The organism is Actinomadura viridis, from assembly GCF_015751755.1.
In the GTDB taxonomy this organism is placed as follows: domain Bacteria; phylum Actinomycetota; class Actinomycetes; order Streptosporangiales; family Streptosporangiaceae; genus Spirillospora; species Spirillospora viridis.
In genome coordinates this window covers 46,140-64,744 of the sequence record NZ_JADOUA010000001.1, presented here as the reverse complement: position 1 = coordinate 64,744, position 18,605 = coordinate 46,140, and the positions used below count along the sequence as shown (strand labels likewise).

The 18,605-nt window shown below is 72.1% G+C and carries 17 protein-coding genes and 1 pseudogene; 8 read left to right on the top strand and 10 right to left on the bottom strand.

The window, feature by feature from the left end:
* The first annotated feature begins 11 nt into the window (after positions 1 to 11).
* From IW256_RS00210 to IW256_RS00195, 4 genes are all read left to right on the top strand, one after another.
* The gene (locus IW256_RS00210; protein ID WP_197008994.1) at positions 12 to 1,832 is read left to right on the top strand and encodes a B12-binding domain-containing radical SAM protein; all 1,821 of its coding nucleotides are present in this window, start codon (positions 12 to 14) and stop codon (positions 1,830 to 1,832) included.
* Positions 1,826 to 2,632: a DUF4346 domain-containing protein gene (locus IW256_RS41970; protein ID WP_197008993.1), complete on the top strand. Its 807-nt coding sequence runs from the start codon at positions 1,826 to 1,828 to the stop codon at positions 2,630 to 2,632. Before IW256_RS00210 ends, IW256_RS41970 begins: the two co-directional genes overlap by 7 nt.
* 19 nt (positions 2,633 to 2,651) lie before the next feature.
* Positions 2,652 to 3,299, top strand: a complete 648-nt coding sequence (locus tag IW256_RS00200; protein ID WP_197008992.1) for a dTDP-4-dehydrorhamnose 3,5-epimerase family protein — start codon at positions 2,652 to 2,654, stop codon at positions 3,297 to 3,299.
* Positions 3,300 to 3,364: 65 nt separating this feature from the next.
* Positions 3,365 to 3,988, top strand: a complete 624-nt coding sequence (locus IW256_RS00195) for a TMEM175 family protein (protein ID WP_197008991.1) — start codon at positions 3,365 to 3,367, stop codon at positions 3,986 to 3,988.
* 85 nt (positions 3,989 to 4,073) lie between these two features.
* Here IW256_RS00195 and IW256_RS00190 read toward each other — a convergent pair whose 3' ends face one another.
* Together IW256_RS00190 and IW256_RS00185 are read right to left on the bottom strand one after the other, a co-directional pair.
* Positions 4,074 to 4,898 (bottom strand): M23 family metallopeptidase, encoded by an 825-nt coding sequence (locus IW256_RS00190; RefSeq protein WP_197008990.1) that lies wholly within the window; start codon positions 4,896 to 4,898, stop codon positions 4,074 to 4,076.
* A 20-nt stretch (positions 4,899 to 4,918) separates the two neighbouring features.
* A complete protein-coding gene (locus tag IW256_RS00185; RefSeq protein WP_197008989.1) occupies positions 4,919 to 5,794 on the bottom strand; it encodes a M23 family metallopeptidase in 876 nt (291 codons plus the stop codon).
* Positions 5,795 to 5,962: 168 nt separating this feature from the next.
* Here IW256_RS00185 and IW256_RS00180 point away from each other — a divergent pair, with 168 nt between their 5' ends.
* Positions 5,963 to 6,745 (top strand): FHA domain-containing protein, encoded by a 783-nt coding sequence (locus tag IW256_RS00180; protein WP_197008988.1) that lies wholly within the window; start codon positions 5,963 to 5,965, stop codon positions 6,743 to 6,745.
* Here IW256_RS00180 and IW256_RS00175 read toward each other — a convergent pair.
* The 3 genes from IW256_RS00175 to IW256_RS00165 form a co-directional block, all read right to left on the bottom strand.
* A complete protein-coding gene (locus tag IW256_RS00175) occupies positions 6,627 to 8,189 on the bottom strand; it encodes a serine/threonine-protein kinase (protein WP_197008987.1) in 1,563 nt (520 codons plus the stop codon). The two genes, IW256_RS00180 and IW256_RS00175, sit on opposite strands and share 119 nt — an antisense overlap.
* 115 nt (positions 8,190 to 8,304) lie before the next feature.
* Positions 8,305 to 8,847 carry a dihydrofolate reductase family protein gene (locus IW256_RS00170; RefSeq protein ID WP_197008986.1) on the bottom strand — a complete coding sequence of 181 codons (543 nt, stop codon included), beginning with the start codon at positions 8,845 to 8,847 and terminating at the stop codon, positions 8,305 to 8,307.
* A 61-nt stretch (positions 8,848 to 8,908) separates the two neighbouring features.
* Positions 8,909 to 9,502, bottom strand: coding sequence for a MarR family winged helix-turn-helix transcriptional regulator (locus IW256_RS00165; protein ID WP_307828681.1), 594 nt, complete (start codon positions 9,500 to 9,502; stop codon positions 8,909 to 8,911).
* A gap of 91 nt (positions 9,503 to 9,593) precedes the next feature.
* On the opposite strand from IW256_RS00165, the gene IW256_RS00160 reads away from it, so the two are divergent.
* From IW256_RS00160 to IW256_RS00150, 3 genes are all read left to right on the top strand, one after another.
* The gene (locus IW256_RS00160; protein ID WP_197008985.1) at positions 9,594 to 9,794 is read left to right on the top strand and encodes a hypothetical protein; all 201 of its coding nucleotides are present in this window, start codon (positions 9,594 to 9,596) and stop codon (positions 9,792 to 9,794) included.
* Between the two features lie 143 nt (positions 9,795 to 9,937).
* Positions 9,938 to 10,828: an oxygenase MpaB family protein gene (locus IW256_RS00155; protein WP_197008984.1), complete on the top strand. Its 891-nt coding sequence runs from the start codon at positions 9,938 to 9,940 to the stop codon at positions 10,826 to 10,828.
* A 279-nt stretch (positions 10,829 to 11,107) separates the two neighbouring features.
* Positions 11,108 to 12,961 carry a glycoside hydrolase family 9 protein gene (locus IW256_RS00150; RefSeq protein WP_197008983.1) on the top strand — a complete coding sequence of 618 codons (1,854 nt, stop codon included), beginning with the start codon at positions 11,108 to 11,110 and terminating at the stop codon, positions 12,959 to 12,961.
* 86 nt (positions 12,962 to 13,047) lie between these two features.
* Here IW256_RS00150 and IW256_RS00145 read toward each other — a convergent pair whose 3' ends face one another.
* From IW256_RS00145 to IW256_RS00125, 5 genes and pseudogenes are all read right to left on the bottom strand, one after another.
* Positions 13,048 to 14,067, bottom strand: a complete 1,020-nt coding sequence (locus IW256_RS00145; RefSeq protein ID WP_197008982.1) for a DUF2207 family protein — start codon at positions 14,065 to 14,067, stop codon at positions 13,048 to 13,050.
* Between the two features lie 220 nt (positions 14,068 to 14,287).
* A pseudogene (locus IW256_RS43050) lies at positions 14,288 to 14,800 on the bottom strand (DUF2207 domain-containing protein); the annotation flags it as partial.
* Positions 14,801 to 14,889: 89 nt separating this feature from the next.
* Complete coding sequence (locus IW256_RS00135) at positions 14,890 to 15,363, bottom strand: hypothetical protein (protein ID WP_197008981.1); 474 nt, start codon at positions 15,361 to 15,363, stop codon at positions 14,890 to 14,892.
* Positions 15,364 to 15,562: 199 nt separating this feature from the next.
* Positions 15,563 to 17,719, bottom strand: coding sequence for an MMPL family transporter (locus IW256_RS00130; RefSeq protein WP_197008980.1), 2,157 nt, complete (start codon positions 17,717 to 17,719; stop codon positions 15,563 to 15,565).
* 24 nt (positions 17,720 to 17,743) lie between these two features.
* Positions 17,744 to 18,289 (bottom strand): TetR/AcrR family transcriptional regulator, encoded by a 546-nt coding sequence (locus IW256_RS00125; RefSeq protein WP_197008979.1) that lies wholly within the window; start codon positions 18,287 to 18,289, stop codon positions 17,744 to 17,746.
* Between the last annotated feature and the right edge of the window lie 316 nt (positions 18,290 to 18,605).

The following is an 18,605-nucleotide window of genomic DNA, read 5'->3' as shown; positions in this document are numbered from 1 at the left end:
AGGGACACCCGATGACCACGGACGTAGCGATCAGCCCCCGGCGGCCCCGCCGGCATCCCGGCGAGTTCGAGATCAGCCTGGACGAGCGGATCACCGATCCCGGCGCGTTCCGGGTCGGCTTCGTGATCCTCCTGGACGGCGACCTGGTGATGTCGCCCGAGCATCTGGGCGTGGGGTTCATGGCCTCGGTGCTCCGCCAGGCCGGCTTCACCTGCGAGATCAGGGAGGTCGAGCACGGCCGGGAGGACGAGGCGGTCGAGGGGTTGCTGGAGTTCGCGCCGGACCTGGTCTGCTTCACGCTGATGAGCCTGAACGTGCCGAGCTGCATCGAGTTCTGCCGGCGGCTGCGCGAGCGCGCCCCCGACGTCGTCATCGCCTGCGGCGGCCCCGCCGGGACGTTCACCGGCCTGGACGTGCTGCGCACCAACCCGTACGCCGACCTGGTGGCGCTCGGCGAGGGCGAGCCGCTCATCCTCGACCTGGCGCAGCGGCTGGCGCTGGGCGAGGGGTACGCCGGCTGCCCCGGCATCGGCTACCGCGACGGCGACGAGCTGCGGCAGAATCCGGCGCGGCCCCTGGTCCACAACCTGGACGCGCTGCCCGACCCGGCCCGCGACCAGCTGATCCAGCACGGCAGCAAGCTGGAGTACGTCCGGATCAGCAGCAGCCGGGGCTGCGTCGCCCGCTGCACCTTCTGCTCGGCGCCGAACCTGGGCAACCGGGTGCAGGACGGCAAGGCGTGGCGGGCCCGCTCGGTGCCGCTGATCGTCGACGAGATCGAGAAGATCGTGCGGGAGCAGCGGTTCCGCACCTTCGACTTCATCGACTCCACCTTCGAGGACCCCGACGGAGGCCGGGTCGGCAAGAAACGGGTCCGGCACATCGCCGAGGAGATCCTCGACCGTGACCTGGACATCTACTACAACGTCTGCATGCGGGCCGAGAACTGGTCCGACGACGACCACGAGCTGCTCGACCTGCTGGTCCGCAGCGGCCTGGAGAAGGTCAACATCGGCATCGAGTCCGGCGTGCAGTCGGAACTGGAGCTGTGGGAGAAGCGCGCCACCGTCGAGGACAACATCCGGGTGATCCGGCTGATGCGCGAGCACGGCATCTACCTGGCGCTCGGCTTCCTGCCGTTCCACCCGTACGCGACCGCGGAGACGCTGGTGGAGAACGCGCGGTTCCTGCGCGCGCACGCGGGCCAGAACCTGCGCCGGATGACCGAGCGGCTGGAGGTCTACCCGGGCACCTCCATCGCGCAGCGGATGGCCGAGGACGGGCTGCTCGGGGAGCGCTACCACCAGACCCTCGACCCCTACGACTACGCCTACAAGGACGAGCGCGTCGACAAGCTCGCCAGGCACTTCGCCTCTCTCTACAACAACGCCGACTACCACGAGCGCGGCGTCATCACCGAGCAGTCGGCGGTGTTCGAGTTCGAGACCTTCAACGTCGTCGTGCAGACGTTCGTCTCCCGCATCTACCGGCGGTTCCACAAGGTGCCCGGCGTCGTGGACGTCCTGGAGGAGTTCAAGGACTACCTGCACCGGACGCGGCAGGCGATGGGCGAGGCGAACTACCAGTTCTTCATGGAGAACCTCTCGGACTGCCTGGAGGACCGGCTGGACGTGCGCAAGCAGCGCCGCCAGGTGGAGGAGGTCGAGGACCGGTTCCGCCGCTGCATCGACGGCATCCGCGGTGAGCAGCTGCGGGTCGGCAAGCGGCTGTACCGGCTCGGCGCCAACGTCGCCGAGATCAGCTCCACGCTGCCGCCGGTCACGGCCGGCGGCGCGCCGCGCAGCTACAACGGGGGTGCGGCGACGTGGTGACGGGCCGCGGGGACGCCGCGGTCTGCACGCTCACCGACCGGCGGCTGGCCAGGGCGCTGGGCGGGCATCCGCGGGTGGCCGTGGCGGGGCCGCTGGTGACGGCCAACCTCGGCCTCCAGAACGTCGTCGCCGATCTGCTGCGCCGGTCCGCGGTCCGGCACCTGGTCGTCTGCGGGCGCGACTCCCGGCTGTTCCGCCCCGGGCAGACCCTGCTGGCGCTGGCGGAGAACGGCTGCGGGGACGACGGCACCGTCATCGGTGCCCAGGGGTACCGGCCGGTGCTGGCGGGGCTGGCGCCCGGCGACGTCGAGGAGTTCCGGCGCCGCGTCCGCGTCCACGACCACATCGGCGTGGCCGACCCGCGGCGGTTGGCGGCGGTGCTGTCCGGTCTCGACGCCCTGCCGCCCGTGGTGCCCCGCGCGCGGCCGGCCGCCCCACCCCTGGAACGGCTGCCCGCGGGAGGGCCGCGCAGGCCGATCCCCCGGACGGCGGAGGGCTTCCTGGTGGTCGGCGTCGACCGCGACCACGGAGTGCTGGTCGTCCGGCACTACGACCACGACCTGCGCGCCGGCCGGGAGCTGCGCAGCCACTGCCCCGAGGCGCTGCTGGCGGGCGTGCTGCGGCACGGCCTGATCCGGGACCCGTCGCACGCCGGCTACCTGGGGGCGGAGCTGGCCAAGGCCGACACCGCGCTGCGGCTGGACCTCGACTACGTCCAGGACCGCCCGCTCGCCCGGGACCGGGCGGTCACGCCACCGGCCGGGCGGCTCGTCCCGGAGGAATCCGGCACGGCGTCATGACGAACGACCGGGAGGCGCGATGAAGGTACGCCGGCTCTCCGTGCGGGACGCCCTGGAGTTCACTCCCGACGTCCACCGCGACGAACGCGGATTCTTCGTCTCGCCGTTCGAGGGGACGGCGTTCGCCTCCCACGGCGGCGCCCCGGCGTTCCCCGTCGCGCAGGCCAGTTTCAGCGTGTCCCGGCGCGGCGCGGTGCGCGGCGTCCACGTCACCCGGACGCCTCCGGGCATGGCCAAGTACGTCTACTGCGCGCACGGGAGGGCGAGGGACATCGTCGTCGATCTCAGGGTGGGGTCGCCGACGTTCGGCCGCTGGGACGCCGTCGAGCTCGACGCCCAGAACCCCCGCGCCGTGTACGTCCCGGTGGGGGTCGGCCACGCGTTCGCCGCGCTGGAGGACGGGACCCTCATGACCTACCTGATGTCCGGCCCGTACGTCCCCGCGAACGAGCTGGCCGTCTCGCCGGTCGACCCGGAGCTGGCGCTGCGTCTCGGCGGGCTGCCGGACCCGATCATGTCCGGCCGGGACCTGACGGCGCCGTCGCTGGCCGAGGCCATGGCGGCGAACCTGCTGCCCGACCACGCCTCCTGCGCACGCGCCGAGGAGCTGCTGTGGCGGAACGCCCCGAACCAGGACGCACCGGGCCGGGACGCACGGGGCCGCTGACACGGCCACCGGACACGGGCCCCTTGAACAGGGAGGACGCGGCGCCACCTGGCTAGGTTGTGCCGGTGGCCATTCCCAGGGACCCGGACCGGCTCGTCTTCTTCACCGACGCCGTCGTCGCGATCGCGGTGACCCTGCTCGTGCTGCCGCTGGTGGACGTGGTGCCGGAGTCCGCGCGGAACGGCGAGAGCGCGGTGGAGGTGATCACCGGGCACGGGCCGGAGATCTGGAGCTTCCTGCTGAGCTTCGCGGTGATCATGCGGCTCTGGATGGTGCACCACCGCTTCTTCCGGCACGTGCGGGCCTACTCGACACCGCTGATCCTGTGCAACACCGGCTGGCTGCTCACCATCGTCGTGCTGCCGTTCCCGACCGAGATCGTGGGCGTCTACAGCGCCGACCGCTTCACCGCCGGCCTCTACATCGGCACGATCCTGCTCGCGAGCGCGTTCCAGTCCGCGCTGGCCCTCGTCGTCCGGGCCGACCCCGAGGTGGCGTCCGAGCGGCACCCGGTGACGCCGGAGGTCCTCACCCGTTCGTTCACCGCGACCGCACTGCTGGCCCTCGCCTTCGTCCTGGCGGTGGCGGTGCCCGGCCTGAACTACTGGCCGCTCCTGCTGCTCCTCCTCTCCGGCCCCGTCGAACGGGCCTGGCTCCGCCGCCCGGGAAACCGCCGCTCTCACCCCTGAGACACGTCCCCATGAGGAACGGCACGCGGGACGGCATGCGGACGGCCCCCGCCCGGTGCCGCGGGCGAGGGCCGTCGGCCGGTGGTCAGCAGTTCGGGATGACGGTGCCGTTGTTGTCCCGGGCCTCGTCGTTGCCCCATCTGGACAGGTAGTAGGCGGAGACGTACGCGCCCCAGCCGTTCTTGCCGGCGTAGACCTCGTCCAGATCCGTCCTCAGCCACCAGTGATTGAACTGGTCACCGACACGAACCTCCCGGCCCCACACCTTGCAGTACACATAATTCGTACCGGCGTACAACAACCCCTGCGCATCGTTCATCTGCGCGTCCTTGTAACCGGTCGCGTTCGCGAACGTGTCCACCCAGTACTTGCCGCCGCCACCGCTGCAGCCGTTGTCACTGGTCAGGTACTTCTGGTTGTACGAACCGGGGTACGGCGCCAGCGACTGGCCGTTGATGGAGATGGTCTGCCCGGCTCCGTTGTAGAGCTGCTCGTAGTGGATGTGCGCGCCGGAGCTGTTGCCGGTCGATCCGGTGGTCCCGATCACCTGCCCCTGCCCGACGCCCGCGCCGTGCCCGACACCGAAGGACGCCAGGTGGAAGTAGTAGGTCTTCCAGCCGCCGCCATGGTCGATGACGACGTAGTTGCCGGCCCCGCCGGCCTGGTAGTAGTTGTAGGCGGTGCCGGCGGCCGAGGCCAGCACCGGCGTGCCCGCCGTCCCGCCGCCGTCGGCCCGGACGAAGTCCAGGGCCAGCCGCACCTCCGCCGAATGGTGCGAGTAGGTCCATCTCTGCCCGCACGGGTAGGGCGCCTTGAAGTTGGGAGCCGCCAGGGCGGGTCCCGCCGGCAGCGCGATGAACAGACCCAGCAAGAGCGTCGACACGATGAGCGTCGCCCGAATCGGCCGCATTCGCCTCTCCTTCGGCCGTGCTAACAATTGGGGATTTCCCTGCCGTTGTTGTCCTTGGCCTCGTCGTCGCCCCACCTGGACAGGTAGTAGGCGGAGACGTACGCGTTCCTGCCGTTCTTGCCGGCGTAGACCTCGTCCAGATCCGTCCTCAGCCACCAGTGATTGAACTGGTCACCCACACGAACCTCCCGGCCCCACACCTTGCAGTACACATAATTCGTACCGGCGTACAACAACCCCTGCGCATCGTTCATCTGCGCGTCCTTGTAACCGGTCGCGTTCGCGAACGTGTCGACCCAGTACGGTCCGGAACCGCACGCGTTGGCACTGGTCACGAATGGGAAAGGCCCCTGCGGGGTGAGCCGGTACTCCGTTCCCTGGATGACGGGATGGACCATCTCGTCGGTCTCGCCGTCACCGTCGCCGTTGGAGTCGTAGAGCTGCTCGTAATGCAGATGCGCGACGCCGGTGCCGACGGAACCGGCGGTGCCGATCCACCCGCCCCCGGGGACCACCGTCCCCACCGGGGCGCGGGCGCTCATGTGAAGGTAGACGGTGAACCAGCCGTTGCCGTGGTCGATCTCCAGGCCGCCGGGGTCGAACCACTGGTGGACGCGGCCGGCCGCCGACGCGAGGACCGCGCTGCCCGACGTCCCGCCGCCCTCCCGGAACATGTCGAGCTTCTTGTCATCGGGATTGTGGCCGGTGTACGTCGTGAGCTGCCATCGCTGGCCGCATTGGAACGGCATCTTGAAATCCGGCCGGGCGGCGGCTTTCGCCGTCGCGGCGGAGGCGTTCGCGGTGGACGCGTTCGCCCAGGAGAACCCGGACGCCAGCACGAACGCCGCGCCCAGCGTGGTGAGGAAGACGAGCGGAGCGGGCACCCGACCCTTCATGGCGCGCATTCTCCTTATTCAACGGGAAGTGGGCAGGCAATGTTTGCCAACAATGTCGAGAACAATTGGGAGCGAACTGCCGTTGGCGGACGTTTACGTCCGTTCAGGATGACGGTTATTGTCGTTGTCGGCGCCCGGCCCGAGAAGCTGGAAGGTTATAGGTTGTCCGTGATCGTGCAGCATGACCACCGGGTTCCGGGCGGCCCGCGGTTCCGGGGCCTGGAGCTGGCGGCCGGCCAGTCGGCGACGTTCGGCCGGGGCACCGGCGGCGTCCCGGTCGACGTCCCGCTCGGCGACCCGGGGGTCTCACGGCTCGCCGGCCGGATCCGCCCGGTCGAGGACCACTGGGTCATCAGCAACCTCAGCCGGAGCGCGACCATCGTCGTCGAGAACCCCGAGGGCGCCGGCGAGTTCGTCAAGGTCGCGCCCCGGCGGGCGGACATGCCGGTCCCGTTCGAGTTCAGCAGGGTCGTGGTGCCGGCCGCCCGCGGGCCGGTCTCGTTCCTGGTCTTCGCCCCCGAGCACCTCTACGTGGACGCCGGCGCCGCCGACGACGGCGACGACGCGACCACCGCCGCCTTCCCCCTCGACGAGACCTCGAAGTACTTCCGCGTCCTGGTCGCGCTGTGCGAGCCCCGCCTGCTGGACGCCTCCTCCGTCGTGATCCCGTCCGTACCGGGGATCATCGAGCGGCTGGGCGGCCGGCCCACCAGGCCCGCCGTGAACTTCCACATCGACTACCTCGCCCGCAAGAAACTCCGCGTGAAGGAACCCGCCGGCGGAGCCAAGGCCGACTGGCAGCGCGCCGCGCTCGTCGCGCTCGCGCTGAAGTTCAACCTCGTCCGGGAGGAGCACCTGGAACTGCTGCCGCCTCGGGACGGTAGTCCGCCATGTGCCCCCGGACCCGTTCGATGTACGGACGAACCCGCGGAGGGACCCCGCGCGACCTGACGACCGTCGTGGTGGACGTACGGTACGCGGCGGCCAGGTTCAGCGCCGGATCGCCCGGCACACCGGTCAGTTCCAGCCCGAACCGGCAGAAGAACCGGCCCATCGCCGGGATCGCCTCCTCCGGCCTCATCGCCGCCTCGGCCGCGCTGCCGCGCCGGTCCGGCGGCAGGTGATGGCGCAGGACCCTCGGCGTCCAGCGCGCGATGCCGTACTCGTCCATCCCCGGGTCCCTGAGGCCCGGGTCGAAGCCCGACTCCGCCTTGAGCATCGCGGCGATGAGCACGGGACTCAGCCCTCGCTCGTCGCACATGGTCCCGGCCCGCACGATGAGGTCGCGGTACTGCGGCGGGATGTCGGCGCCGGCGCGGAAGTACCCGGGCGCGGCCCGCGTCGTCCCGGGCTCGGGCCGGTCGGTCCCGTCCGCTCCGGACAGTGCCGCCACGGCGGGGACCGCGCCCGCCACCGCCGCCGCGGAGACCGCCGTGACGGCGATCCGCCGCGCCCGCCTCCCCCGCCGTCCCCGCTTCCCCCGGGCCGGTTCCGCCGTCGCGGGCACGTCCGCGAGGCCGCGGAGCCGGACCAGCAGGCCCGCGGCGTCGTGGCGTTCCCGCCTCCGGTGGTCGGGGGCCAGGCAGTCCTCGACGAGCTCGCGCCAGGGCGCGGGCAGCGCGGGCGACAGCGCGAGCCGGCCCCGCCCCGCCGCGTACGCCTCGATCTCCGCCCGCCGGGCGCGGCCGGTCGCGCCGGCGAACGGCAGGCGCCCCGTGAGCACCTGGTGGGCCGTGACGCCGAACGCCCAGATGTCGGTGGTCGTGCGGACCGCGGCCCCCCGGTCCCCGACCGGCTCGTCCCGCCGCTCGGGCGCGACGTAGTCGGACGTGCCCAACGGGGGGAGGTAGGCGTGGGTGCCGTCCAGCTCCGCGGCCAGCCCGAAGTCGGCCAGCCGCACCGAGCCGTCCTCCATGAGCAGGATGTTGCCGGGCTTGAGGTCACCGTGCACCCAGCCCGAGGAGTGCAGATGCTCCAGCCCCTCGCAGATCTCGGTCAGCAGCCGGTGCGCCTCGGGGACCGGCCCCTCGCCGCCGTTCAGCAGGGCCGCCAGCGAGCCGGCCGCGCGTTCCAGCACCAGTACGGTCGCGCCGTCGAGCGCGGCGTGGTCCGGATCGTCGACGGTGTGCGTCTCGTGGAGCCGGATGAGCCGGGGGTGGCTGAGCCGCTCGTACAGTGCCAGTTCCCTGCGCGCCATCTCGGCGAGATGCCCGAGCTGCCGCGGAGTCAGCGTGCCCGTCGGCACGAACTTCAGCGCGACCCGTTCCGCGCCTCCCGCGACGGGCCGTCCCTCGTAGACGCTGCTCCAGCTGCCCCCGGCGATCCGCCCGCGAACCTCCCACGTCCCGACCCTGTAGGCGTCCGGGACCTCCACGGCCCAGCCATGACTCTCCATGCCGTGACTCCTGGCTCCTGGTCGGCGATCGGGACGAGCATGTCCCATCTCCGCCGTACAGGAAAGGCCGTCCGGCGACGGGTCCGGCGGCCTGGCCGCCGTCCCCGTCCGGGGCTCATCTCACGACGCGCATCCAGAGGTTCGTCGCCAGCGGTGCCTGGCTGACGCTGAGGCGTTCGAGCTTGACGTGGGTCCCGCCCGGATGGTCGAACAACCGGACACCGTCGCCGATCATGACGGGCGCGATGCACACCAGGACCTCGTCAAGGGCACCGATCTCCACGCACTGCCTGGCGATGTCGGCCCCGAGGATGTTGACGTACTTCTCCCCCGCCGCCGCCTTGGACGCGGCGACCGCGCCGTCGATGTCGCCGACGAAGGTGACCCCCGGCACGGGCCTGTCCGGAGCATGGTGGGTGAGCACGAACTGGGGACCGTCCCACCCGCCGCCGAACGCCTTGCCCTCCTTCTCGGTGCCCCGGTGCGGGTCGTCGCCTCCGTAGGTCCGCCTCCCCACGAGCAGGGCCCCGATGTCTCCGATCAGCCCCTCCACCTCCGGGTTGGGTCCCAGGTAGTCGGCCAGCCAGGACATGTCGCCGTCCGGGCCCGCGATGAAGCCGTCCAGCGACATGGTGACCGAGTACAACATCTTGGCCATGGAGCGTTTCCCTCCGGGTCGGGTCAGGTTGCCCAGTGCAGACCCTAGAGGGGTTGGAAACTCATCGTTCGCGACCGGTGCTTCCGCCGTCGCCGTCGCCGTTGCCGTTGCCTTCGCCGTTGCCTTCGCCCGCGCCGTAGCCGTCGCCCGCGCCGTTCCGTGCCCCGGACGGCCTGGCGGCGTTAGCGGCGGCGATCACCCGGGTCAGCACCTGGTGCAGGCCGCGCAGCTCGGCGATGTCCATGTCCAGGCGCTCGACGATCGCCGGGGGGATCTTCAGGGCCTCCTCGCGGAGGGCCCGGCCCGCCCCGGTCAGCACGACCGACAGGGAGCGCTCGTCCCCGCCCGCCCGCCGGCGCTGGACGAGACCGGCGGCCTCCAGGCGTTTGAGCAGGGGGGACAGGGTGGCCGGCTCCAGTTGCAGCATCCTGCTGAGATCCTTGACCGACAGCGGCGCGTGCTGCCACAACGCGAGCATGACCAGGTATTGGGGATGGGTCAGCCCCATCGGCTCCAGCAGGGGCCGGTAGACCGCGATGACCGACCGGGACGCGACCGCCAGGGCGAAGCACACCTGGTTCTCCAGCGCCAGGGGGTCGAGATCGTCCAGCGTCGCCGGGGCGGCCATGCCGTCGATGTCGTCGATGTCACTCACGGGTCCTCCGCCGTTCCGGGACGCTCCAAGGTATCGTGCACTAATAGTTAGTGTACTAATCATTAGTGGCCTCATCGAATGGAGAGACCCGGTGCCCGCCATCCGACGACCACGCTTCCTGCCCTCGCTGGAATCGCTGGAAGACCAGGCCCAGGACCGCTCCGCCCACCGCACCCGACCCGGCTCCCTGTTCGATCACCCGACGGCCAAGTACGTGCTCATCGCGGTGCTGGTGGTGACCGTCCTCGCGCACGTCATCGGCGGAGTTCTCTTCGCGATCCTCGGCTTCTGAGGCTTCCGGGCAGGAGGCCCTGCGGCCCTGCGGCCCTGCGGCCCTGCGGCCCTGTGGCCCTTCGACTGTGCGGCGGTGCGGTTTCCGCATGCGACGATGAGACAAGTATTGAACTCTGTCTCAGATCCTGTAAGCATGTGCTTATGAGCCTGCGCCGCGCGATCGACGACGCCTACTGGGCCATGCTGGCCGCCGCCCACCTCCCTGGGGAGCAGTACACCGAGCCCATCGGCGATCCGGGTCACTTCGGGCCCGGCTCGGCCATCTGGTACGTCCACGGCGACGTGTCGGGCGTGCTGGGCGGCGTGTCGGGCCTGCTCCTGGGCACCCTCAACGAGCCCGTCACGCACGGCACCAACCAGCACTCCGACTACCTGCAGGACCCCATCAGGCGGCTGGGATTCACCTCCAGCTTCGTGATGGGCGTGACCTACGGGTCCACCCCGGTCGCCGACAAGCTCACCGGGACGATCCGGGCGATGCACCAGCGCGTCCACGGCACCATGCCCGACGGCCGCCCGTACTCGGCCACCGACTCGGCCGACATCATCTGGACCGGCGTGACCCAGGCGTACTCCGCCGCCCGCGCCCACGTCCGCTACCACCCGAACCCGCTGGGCGGCCGCGACCTGGACCGGTACTTCGCCGACTACGCCGTCATCTCCGAGAAGCTCGGCGCGACCGATGTCCCCAAGTCCCGCGCCGACATCGCGGACTACTTCGCGATGATGCGGCCCCGCCTGACCGTCAGCGAGGAGACCCTGCAGGCCGTGCGCTTCCTGCGCGGCGCCTACGGCAGCGACAAGGCCACGCAGTGGAGCAGCATGGCCCTCAGCCGCGTGGCCACCGACCTGCTCCCCGACTTCGCCAAGAACCTGCTGGGCCTCAAGCCCCGCACTCCTCTCACCCCCGTCGTCGCCCGCGCCACCGGGACCCTGCTCACCCGCACGCTCCGCTACGGCGTCCGCTGGCGCAACATCGAACAGGCCCATGCCCGGGTGGGGGCGGCCTACGTCCCGCCGTCCGCCCTCTGACCCGCGGGACCCGCGCCGCGACACCCGCGCCGGGTGGAACCGCGCAGCCGCCCGGGGACGGCTGCGGATTTCAGGGGCTTTCACACGGACGAGGCCGGCGTCCCCACGTATCGCCTGGTGAACGGCGTGCGGGCGGAACGAGCGCGGGCGCCCTCGCGCGAGCGGATGCGACCGCCCGCCCCGCCGCCGATGATGCTGGCGACGCGCCGAGCCACCGGCCGCCGCGCGTGGCCGACCCCGTCCACGCGCGGCCCGGTGAGAACGAAGGAGCCTCCTCCCATGCCGCGCCGCCCCCGCCGCCGCCCCCACCCCTCCCACCGTTCCTCCCGCCGTTCCCCGCGCCGTTCCTCGCGCCGGATCTCCATCGCAGCCGCCGTGGTCCTCGCCCTCACGGGGCCGTCCTTCGTCCCGCACGCCGCCGCCGATCCCGGCCCCGCGGTCAAGGTGAACCAGGTCGCGTACGTGCCCGGACAGGTCAAGCAGGCCACCCTCGTCTCGTCCGCCACCGCACCGGCCGATTGGACGCTGCGGAACTCCTCCGGGCAGGCCGTCGCGTCAGGGCGGACGACGGTGAAGGGCACCGACGCCTTGTCAGGCGACCACGTCCACCTCATCGACTTCTCGTCGTTCGACACGGCGGGCACGGGTTACACGCTCACCGCGGAGGGGGCCACGAGCCATCCGTTCGACATCTCCGCCGGCGCGCTGCGGGAACTGCGGTACGACGCGCTGGAGTTCTTCTACCACCAGCGCAGCGGGACCCCGATCGAGGCGCAGTACGCCGGCGCCGCCCACGCCCGTCCCGCCGGGCACGTCGACGTCGCCCCCAACCAGGGGGACGGGAACGTGCCCTGCCGGACCTCGTGCGGCTACACCCTGGACGTCCGCGGCGGCTGGTACGACGCAGGCGACCACGGAAAGTACGTCGTCAACGGCGGTATCTCCGCGTGGCAGCTGCTCGACGAGTACGAACGGGCCGTGCACCTCGGAGGGCCGGGCGCCGCCGACGCGCTGGGCGACGGCAGGCTGGCCATTCCCGAACGGGGCAACGGCGTGCCGGACATCCTGGACGAGGCCCGCTGGGAGGTCGAGTTCCTCCTGAAGATGCAGGTGCCGGCCGGGCGTCCGAACGCGGGCATGGCGCACCACAAGATCCACGACCAGAACTGGACCGGCCTCCCCCTGCGGCCGCACGACGATCCCCAGCCCCGCCTCCTCTCACCGGTCAGCACGGCGGCCACGCTGAACCTCGCGGCCGTCGCCGCGCAGGCGGCCCGGATCTGGCAGGACATCGACCCGGCGTTCGCGGAACGCTGCCTGGCCGCCGCGCAGAGGGCGTACACGGCCGCGAAGGCGAACCCCGGAGCCATCGCGAGCCCGAACGACAACATGGGCGGCGGGACCTACGACGACCCCTCCGTCACCGACGAGTTCTACTGGGCCGCGGCCGAGCTGTACACGACCACGTCCGCGTCCTCCTACCGGTCCGACGTCACCGGTTCGCCGCTCTACCGGGGCGCGAGCTTCGGACAGCGCGGGTTCGACTGGGGCTGGGTCGGCGGCCTGGGCGACACCACCCTCGCCGTCGTCCCCAACGGCCTGCCCTCCGCTGACGTCACCGCGACGCGCCAGGCGATGGCGGCCTTCGCCGACAGGCTGCTCGGGCAGACGGCGAGCCAGGGCTACCCCGCCCCGTACGGCAACAGCACCTATTACTGGGGCTCCAACGGCCAGGTCGCCAACAACGCGATGGTCCTGGCGCTGGCCCACGACTTCACGCAGGACGGCAAGTACCGGGACGGCGTCTACAGCGCGCTGAGCTACCTGATGGGCCGCAACCCGCTCAACCAGTCCTACATCGCCGGCTACGGCGAGCAGGCGTCACGCAACGTGCACCACCGTTTCTGGGCCCGTCCGCTCGACGCCTCCCTGCCGTCCGCGCCTCCCGGGTCCCTGGCGGGCGGCCCCAACGCCCAGCTCCAGGACCCCGTCGCGCAGGCCCGGCTGCAGGGCTGCGCGCCGCAGAGGTGCTACCTCGACGACATCGAGGCGTACTCGGTGAACGAGGTCGCCATCAACTGGAACTCCGCCCTGGCATGGCTGGCCGGGTGGGCCGCGGAGAAGGCCGGCTGACGACCGCCTCCCCCGGACCCGCCTCCCCCGGACCCGCCTCCCCCGGACCCGCCTTCCCGGGGGCGGCCGAGGCGCGGCCCGGGGGCTCACCAGCTTCCGCCGCCACCGCCGCCGGAGTCTCCGCCACCGCCCGAAGAGCCACCCGACCCACCCGAATAACCGCTCGAATAACCGCTCGAATGGTCGGTCGAGGATGACGTCCCGTAGCCGTGGTGACCGTCCGAGGCCGGCGACGACGACCCGCCGCCCCCACCGGGACGGGGGACGTAACGGGGCCCCGTCCTCCGCCCCTCGATCAGGTCCCGGACGAAGGCCATGGCCCCCGCCGTTCCGGTGAGTCCCCCGACCGGCCGGCCCGACACCGGCTCGTCCCGCCGCCTGACCAGCACGAGCCGGTACGGCAGGGGCACGTCCGTGGGACCGCGGCCCGCGCGCTCGTCCCTCCTCAGGCGGCGCCGGTACCCGGCCAGCCGGCGCCGCCGCCGCTGCCCCGCCCACGTCCGGCGCGGGCGGTACACCTTGTCCGGCAGGAGGGCGAGCCCGCAGAGCGCGCCGGCGCCGTAGGCCATCAGCCCGACCATGTGCGCGGCGGTGAGCTGCGACCGGAGCCCGGCGACGATGCCGGCGCCGAAGCAGCCCACCGTCGCGGTGACCACCAGGGCCCGCAAGGCCCGTTCGCCCCGGCGCCCCCGCCGCCGCACCAGGCCGAGGGTGAACGCCTCCTCGTCGATCATGTCCCCGAGTGCGGCGAGCGTGAAGTCCTGGCGCAGCGCGTCCACGGTGACCGGCCCGCCGCCGTGCCTCCGGGTCAGGTCGTCGAGCAGGGCTCTCTCGTACGGGAGCAGCTCGTCGCCGGACTCGCCCGTGGTGGTGAGCGTCCACGTGCGGCGTCCCGGGCGCTTCGCCGTGCCGTCCTCCCCCTGCTCGATGCGCAGCAGACCACGATCGGCCAGGTCGAGCAGGGTGGCCGCGATGTGCCGATAGTCCGCGCTGCCCTTCCAGAGCAGCCCAGCCAGTCCCGGAGGGGTCCGCGCGGGAGGGGTGTTCCGGAGCCGTACCAGCCTGCTGCGGTCGGCGACGGTGCGGGCGAGGGCGAGGATGAACACCCCCCGCCGCCAGCACCGCCGCCACGACGGCCACGGCCGTCACATAAGGGGCCGCCTCCCAGGGGTACGGGCCGTAGCGGGGAGGCGGCACGGCGACCGCGCCCTTGCTCAGCCGCAGCTTCAGCTCAGGACTCTCCGTCCCCTCGCCGACCCGCCCCTGCCGTACGGTCACCGTGTCCCCGGACCGGATGCATCGGGCCTTCCCGCCCTCGCACGTCGCACCGCCGATGCCGGGGGCAGTGACACGGACCGTGATGGCGCCTACCGGAACGTCCCAGGCGTTCCCGACGAAGTCCCAGCGCAGCTCGTCGTGACGGGCCGCGCGGGTGAGCGCCGCGCGCAGGTCGTATTCCAGGACGTAGGTCCGCGCGCCGGTGACGGTCCGCGCCGGATCACCGACGCGGATCTCGACGTTCTTGGCACCACGGTCCGTCCGGACCGGCAGCGGCGTCCGCTCGGGCGTGGAGGCCCGGACGTTCTCGATCGCGTACTCCCGGTTGCGGACCAGGCCGGTGCGCGTCCAGGGAACGTCCCGGCGCAGCCCGTGCCCGCCACCGTCATCGAAGTCGTAGGTGATCGCCTCGCGGACGCGGACGACGCCGTCGGCGCCCACCCGCACCGTGCTCTCGAACCGGGTGACCCTCTCCGCCGCCTCCGCCCGGACCGGGGTCGTCCCGAGCACCCAGATCACGAAGACCGTGCACAGCGCACAAACCCGGAGCAACCGTCGCATGATCGCCGACATTACTCCCGGGCCGTGACCCGGACCACGCCCTTTTGCCCTGGCCGGAGGCGTTGCGGGCCGCCGCGGCGATCCGCGGTTCAGAGAAGGCCCGCGATCAGGCCCGCGAGGCAGAGCCCGCCCGCGGTCGCCGCGAGGACCGCCAGGACGTACAGCGAGGCACGGGCCAGGCGCCGATCCGAATACAGGAAGACCAGTGCCCAGGGAAACGGCAGGAGGAAGAGCACTCCCAGTGCGGGCAGGCTGAGAGCGCCCAGGCGGCCCTTGATGTCGGCCGGGTGCGCGCGCACGCCATCGGGCCTGAGCCGCGCGGTGAAGGTCTCGCCCTCGTCGGATTCCGGGGGGAGCAGCACGTGCGTCCTTGGAGCGGCCTGCGAATCGTCGGGCCGGAAGCGTCCACGGCACTCGGTCCGGGAGTTCTTCCCCGCGCCGTAGTCGACGCACCGCTCTACCGTGGCCTTGCCCGGTTCCCCGGTCAGGCCGAACGCCAGCCGCACGTTCTGCACCGAGAACAGGAGGGGCGCCAGCCCGACGGCCAGCCACAGCCCCAGCATCACGAGCGCCCCGACCGCACTCGGCCTTCCCGGCTTACCCGGCCTACGTGACGTTCGAGCACCTGAACGCGGCATGCGGCCCCCTTCGAGTCGATGGGAGCCGCCGTGTACGACGCGCTCGCGCCCGCCCCGGTTCCCGGCCGGACGCGCGGCGGGGCCGCGCGTCCGGCCGGGAGGGCCGCCCGTGGCGGAACGGGCGTCAGACGCGGACGGTCTCCCGCTCGCGCTCCTGGCGGGTGAGCCGCCGCTGGAGCTTCTCGCCCTCGATGTCGAGGTCGGGCAGGGCCCGGTCGAGAGGCCGGGGCAGCCACCAGGCGGCGCGGCCGAGCAGCGACATCACGGCCGGCACCAGCGCCATGCGGACGACGAACGCGTCGATGACGACACCGATGGCCAGGGCGAACCCGATCGACTTGATGATCGGGTCGTGCATGAACACGAACCCGCCGAACACCGCCGTCATGATCAGCGCGGCGGCGGTGACGACCCGGGCGTTGTGCCCCATGCCGTTGATCGTGGCCTGCCGGGGCGGGTCGCCGTGGACGAAGTCCTCCCGCATCCGGGAGACGAGGAAGACCTCGTAGTCCATGGCGAGGCCGAACAGGATGCCGATCAGCAGGATCGGCAGGAAGCTGACCAGCGGGCCCGGTGAGTCCAGCCCGACCAGCCCGGCGAGATGGCCCTGCTGGAAGATCGCCACGGTGATGCCGAACGTCGCGCCGATGGTGAGCAGGAAGCCCAGCGCCGCCTTGATCGGGACGAGCAGGGACCGGAACACCAGCATGAGCAGCAGGATCGACAGCCCGACCACGAGCAGCAGGTAGACCGGCAGCGCGTCGGCCAGCTTCTGGGAGACGTCGATGCCGAGCGCGGTGGCCCCGGTCAGCGCGACGTCGGCGCCCTGCACGCCCTCGGCCTTCGCGCGGATGGCGTGGACGGCGTCCTCGGTGGCGGCGTCGGTCGGGCCGGCCTTGGGGATGACGGTCAGCAGCGCGGTGGTGCCCTGCTGGTTCAGCTGCGGCGGCGCGACGGCCAGCACCCCTTCGGTGCCCTGGATCAGCGCGGCGGCCTGCTGGGCGGCGGCGCCGGTGGCCTGGGCGTCCTGGCCGGAGACGACGGCGATCAGGCGTCCGTTGAAGCCCTCGCCGAAGCCCTCGCTGGTCAGGTCGTACGCCTCGCGGGCCGGGGAGCCCTCGGCGGCGGTGCCGGCGTCGGGCAGGGCCAGCCGCATGTCGGTGACGGGCAGCGCGATCGCGCCCAGCGCCAGGATCCCGGCGAGCAGGATCGGGACGCGCAGCCGCGTGACGATCCGGCCCCAGCGGAAGCCGAACCCCTCGGGCGCGGGACCGGCGGCGGCGCCGTCACGCTGCTTGCGGGGCAGGATCCGGCGGCCGCAGAAGGACAGGACGGCCGGCAGCAGGGTGAGGGCGACCAGGACGGCGACGGCGACCGTGCCCGCCGCGGCCAGCCCCATGACGGTCAGGAAGGGGATGCCGACCACCGACAGCCCCGCCAGGGCGATGACCACGGTCGCGCCGGCGAACACCACGGCCGACCCGGCGGTGCCGGTGGCGCGGCCGGCCGCCTCCGGGGCGTCCAGACCCTCGGCGAGGAACTGGCGGTAGCGGGAGGTGATGAACAGCGAGTAGTCGATGCCGACGGCCAGCCCGAGCATCAGCGCGAGGATGGGGGCGGTGGAGGTCAGCTCCACGACCCCGCTGAGCGCGAACAGCCCGGCCATGCCCACGGCGACGCCGATCAGCGCGTTCAGCAGGGTCATCCCGGCGGCCACCAGCGAGCCGAACGTGATGACCAGGACGACCGCGGCGACCGCGACCCCGATCACCTCGCTGGAGCCCATCTCCACCTGGCCGCCCATGATCTCGCCACCGTGCTCGACCCGGAGCCCCTGGGCGGAGGACCCGACCCGTTCGTACGCCGTGCGCTGGGCGTCGGTGATCTCCTGGGCGGCCCGGTCGAACTGGACCTGGACGAGGGCGTGGCGCCCGTCCTGGGAGACCGAGCCGGTGCGGAACGGGTCCATGGCGGCGAGGACGCCGGGAACGCGGCCGGCCTCCTGCACCACGGGCGCGACGGCGGCCGGGGTCAGCCTCTGCCCCTGGGGTGCGGCGATGACGATCGTGCCCGTGGCGCCCGAAGCCTGGGGGAACTCCTTGGCCAGGGAGTCCAGGGCCCGCTGGGACTCGGTGCCCGGCATCGTGAACTTGTCGGTGCTGGGGCCGCTGAAGGCCGCGGCCGCTCCACCGAGCAGGGCGAGCACCAGGAGCCAGAGGGCGACGATTCGCCCCCGTCGACGGAAGGAGAACCGGCCGAGCCGGTACAGCAGGGTCGCCATAGAGAAGATCGTCTTCCTCGTGGTTCAGTCGGTGCGGTGGTCCAGCGTCCGCAACGCGCCGCGGACCATCTCGGCGCGCAGGACGTCGTCGGTCACGGATACGGCGGTGGCACTGGTCATGAAGACCCCTCCGATGACCATCCAGGCCGCGACCCGGGCCCGCGGGGCCGTCGCGTTGCCGGTCAGCGCGTCCAGCAGCCGCTCCGTCACCTCGGGGAGGGGCAGGCCCAGATGGCCCGTCAGGGTGAGGACCTCCCCGAAAAGGATCTTGACCTCGCGCTTGAAACGCACCGAGAGGTCGATGAATCCGGTGACGGCCGCCATGACGGCCTCGTCGGGGTCCAGCGTGGACAGCCGCTCGTCGAGCTCGGCCAGGGCCTGCCCGGCCGGGGTCAGCAGTTCGGAGAGGATCGCGTCCTTGCTGGTGAAGTGGTACAGCAGCGACGCCTTCGAGCAGCCGACCTCCGAGGCGATGTCCTGGAGGGACGTGCCTCGGAAGCCGCGCGCGGCGAAGAGTCCGAGCGCCGATTCCAGGATCTGCGCTCGGAGGGGGGTGGGGGGACGTGCCATGCCACCACGCTAACTGTCCGATCGGTCAGGATTGACCGATCGGACAGTCATCGCGGTATGGCCTTGGTCACCCGCGCCGGCTTCTCTCCCGCCATCGCCGGACGCACCGTCCCGCACCGTCCCGCCCCGGCCCCGCACGCCACCTTCCCGGCCACCCTCCCGACCCCCGTCCAGACCACCGCCCCGACCCCCATCCGGACCCCCGTCCCGACCACCGTCCGGACCCCCGCCCCGACCACCATCGACCGACATCCATGGACGGCCCCGCGCGTCCTTCCCATTTACCGGCGACAGGGCGGATCGCCAGCCATAGGCG

Coding starts and splice junctions, on each gene's coding strand:
- IW256_RS00210 (WP_197008994.1), top strand. CDS start 12: ATGACCACGGACGTAGCGATCAGCCCCCGGCGGCCCCGCCGGCATCCC.
- IW256_RS00200 (WP_197008992.1), top strand. CDS start 2,652: ATGAAGGTACGCCGGCTCTCCGTGCGGGACGCCCTGGAGTTCACTCCC.
- IW256_RS00190 (WP_197008990.1), bottom strand. CDS start 4,898: ATGCGGCCGATTCGGGCGACGCTCATCGTGTCGACGCTCTTGCTGGGT.
- IW256_RS00185 (WP_197008989.1), bottom strand. CDS start 5,794: ATGAAGGGTCGGGTGCCCGCTCCGCTCGTCTTCCTCACCACGCTGGGC.
- IW256_RS00175 (WP_197008987.1), bottom strand. CDS start 8,189: ATGGAGAGTCATGGCTGGGCCGTGGAGGTCCCGGACGCCTACAGGGTC.
- IW256_RS00170 (WP_197008986.1), bottom strand. CDS start 8,847: ATGGCCAAGATGTTGTACTCGGTCACCATGTCGCTGGACGGCTTCATC.
- IW256_RS00155 (WP_197008984.1), top strand. CDS start 9,938: ATGAGCCTGCGCCGCGCGATCGACGACGCCTACTGGGCCATGCTGGCC.
- IW256_RS00150 (WP_197008983.1), top strand. CDS start 11,108: ATGCCGCGCCGCCCCCGCCGCCGCCCCCACCCCTCCCACCGTTCCTCC.
- IW256_RS00135 (WP_197008981.1), bottom strand. CDS start 15,363: ATGCTGGGGCTGTGGCTGGCCGTCGGGCTGGCGCCCCTCCTGTTCTCG.
- IW256_RS00130 (WP_197008980.1), bottom strand. CDS start 17,719: ATGGCGACCCTGCTGTACCGGCTCGGCCGGTTCTCCTTCCGTCGACGG.
- IW256_RS00125 (WP_197008979.1), bottom strand. CDS start 18,289: ATGGCACGTCCCCCCACCCCCCTCCGAGCGCAGATCCTGGAATCGGCG.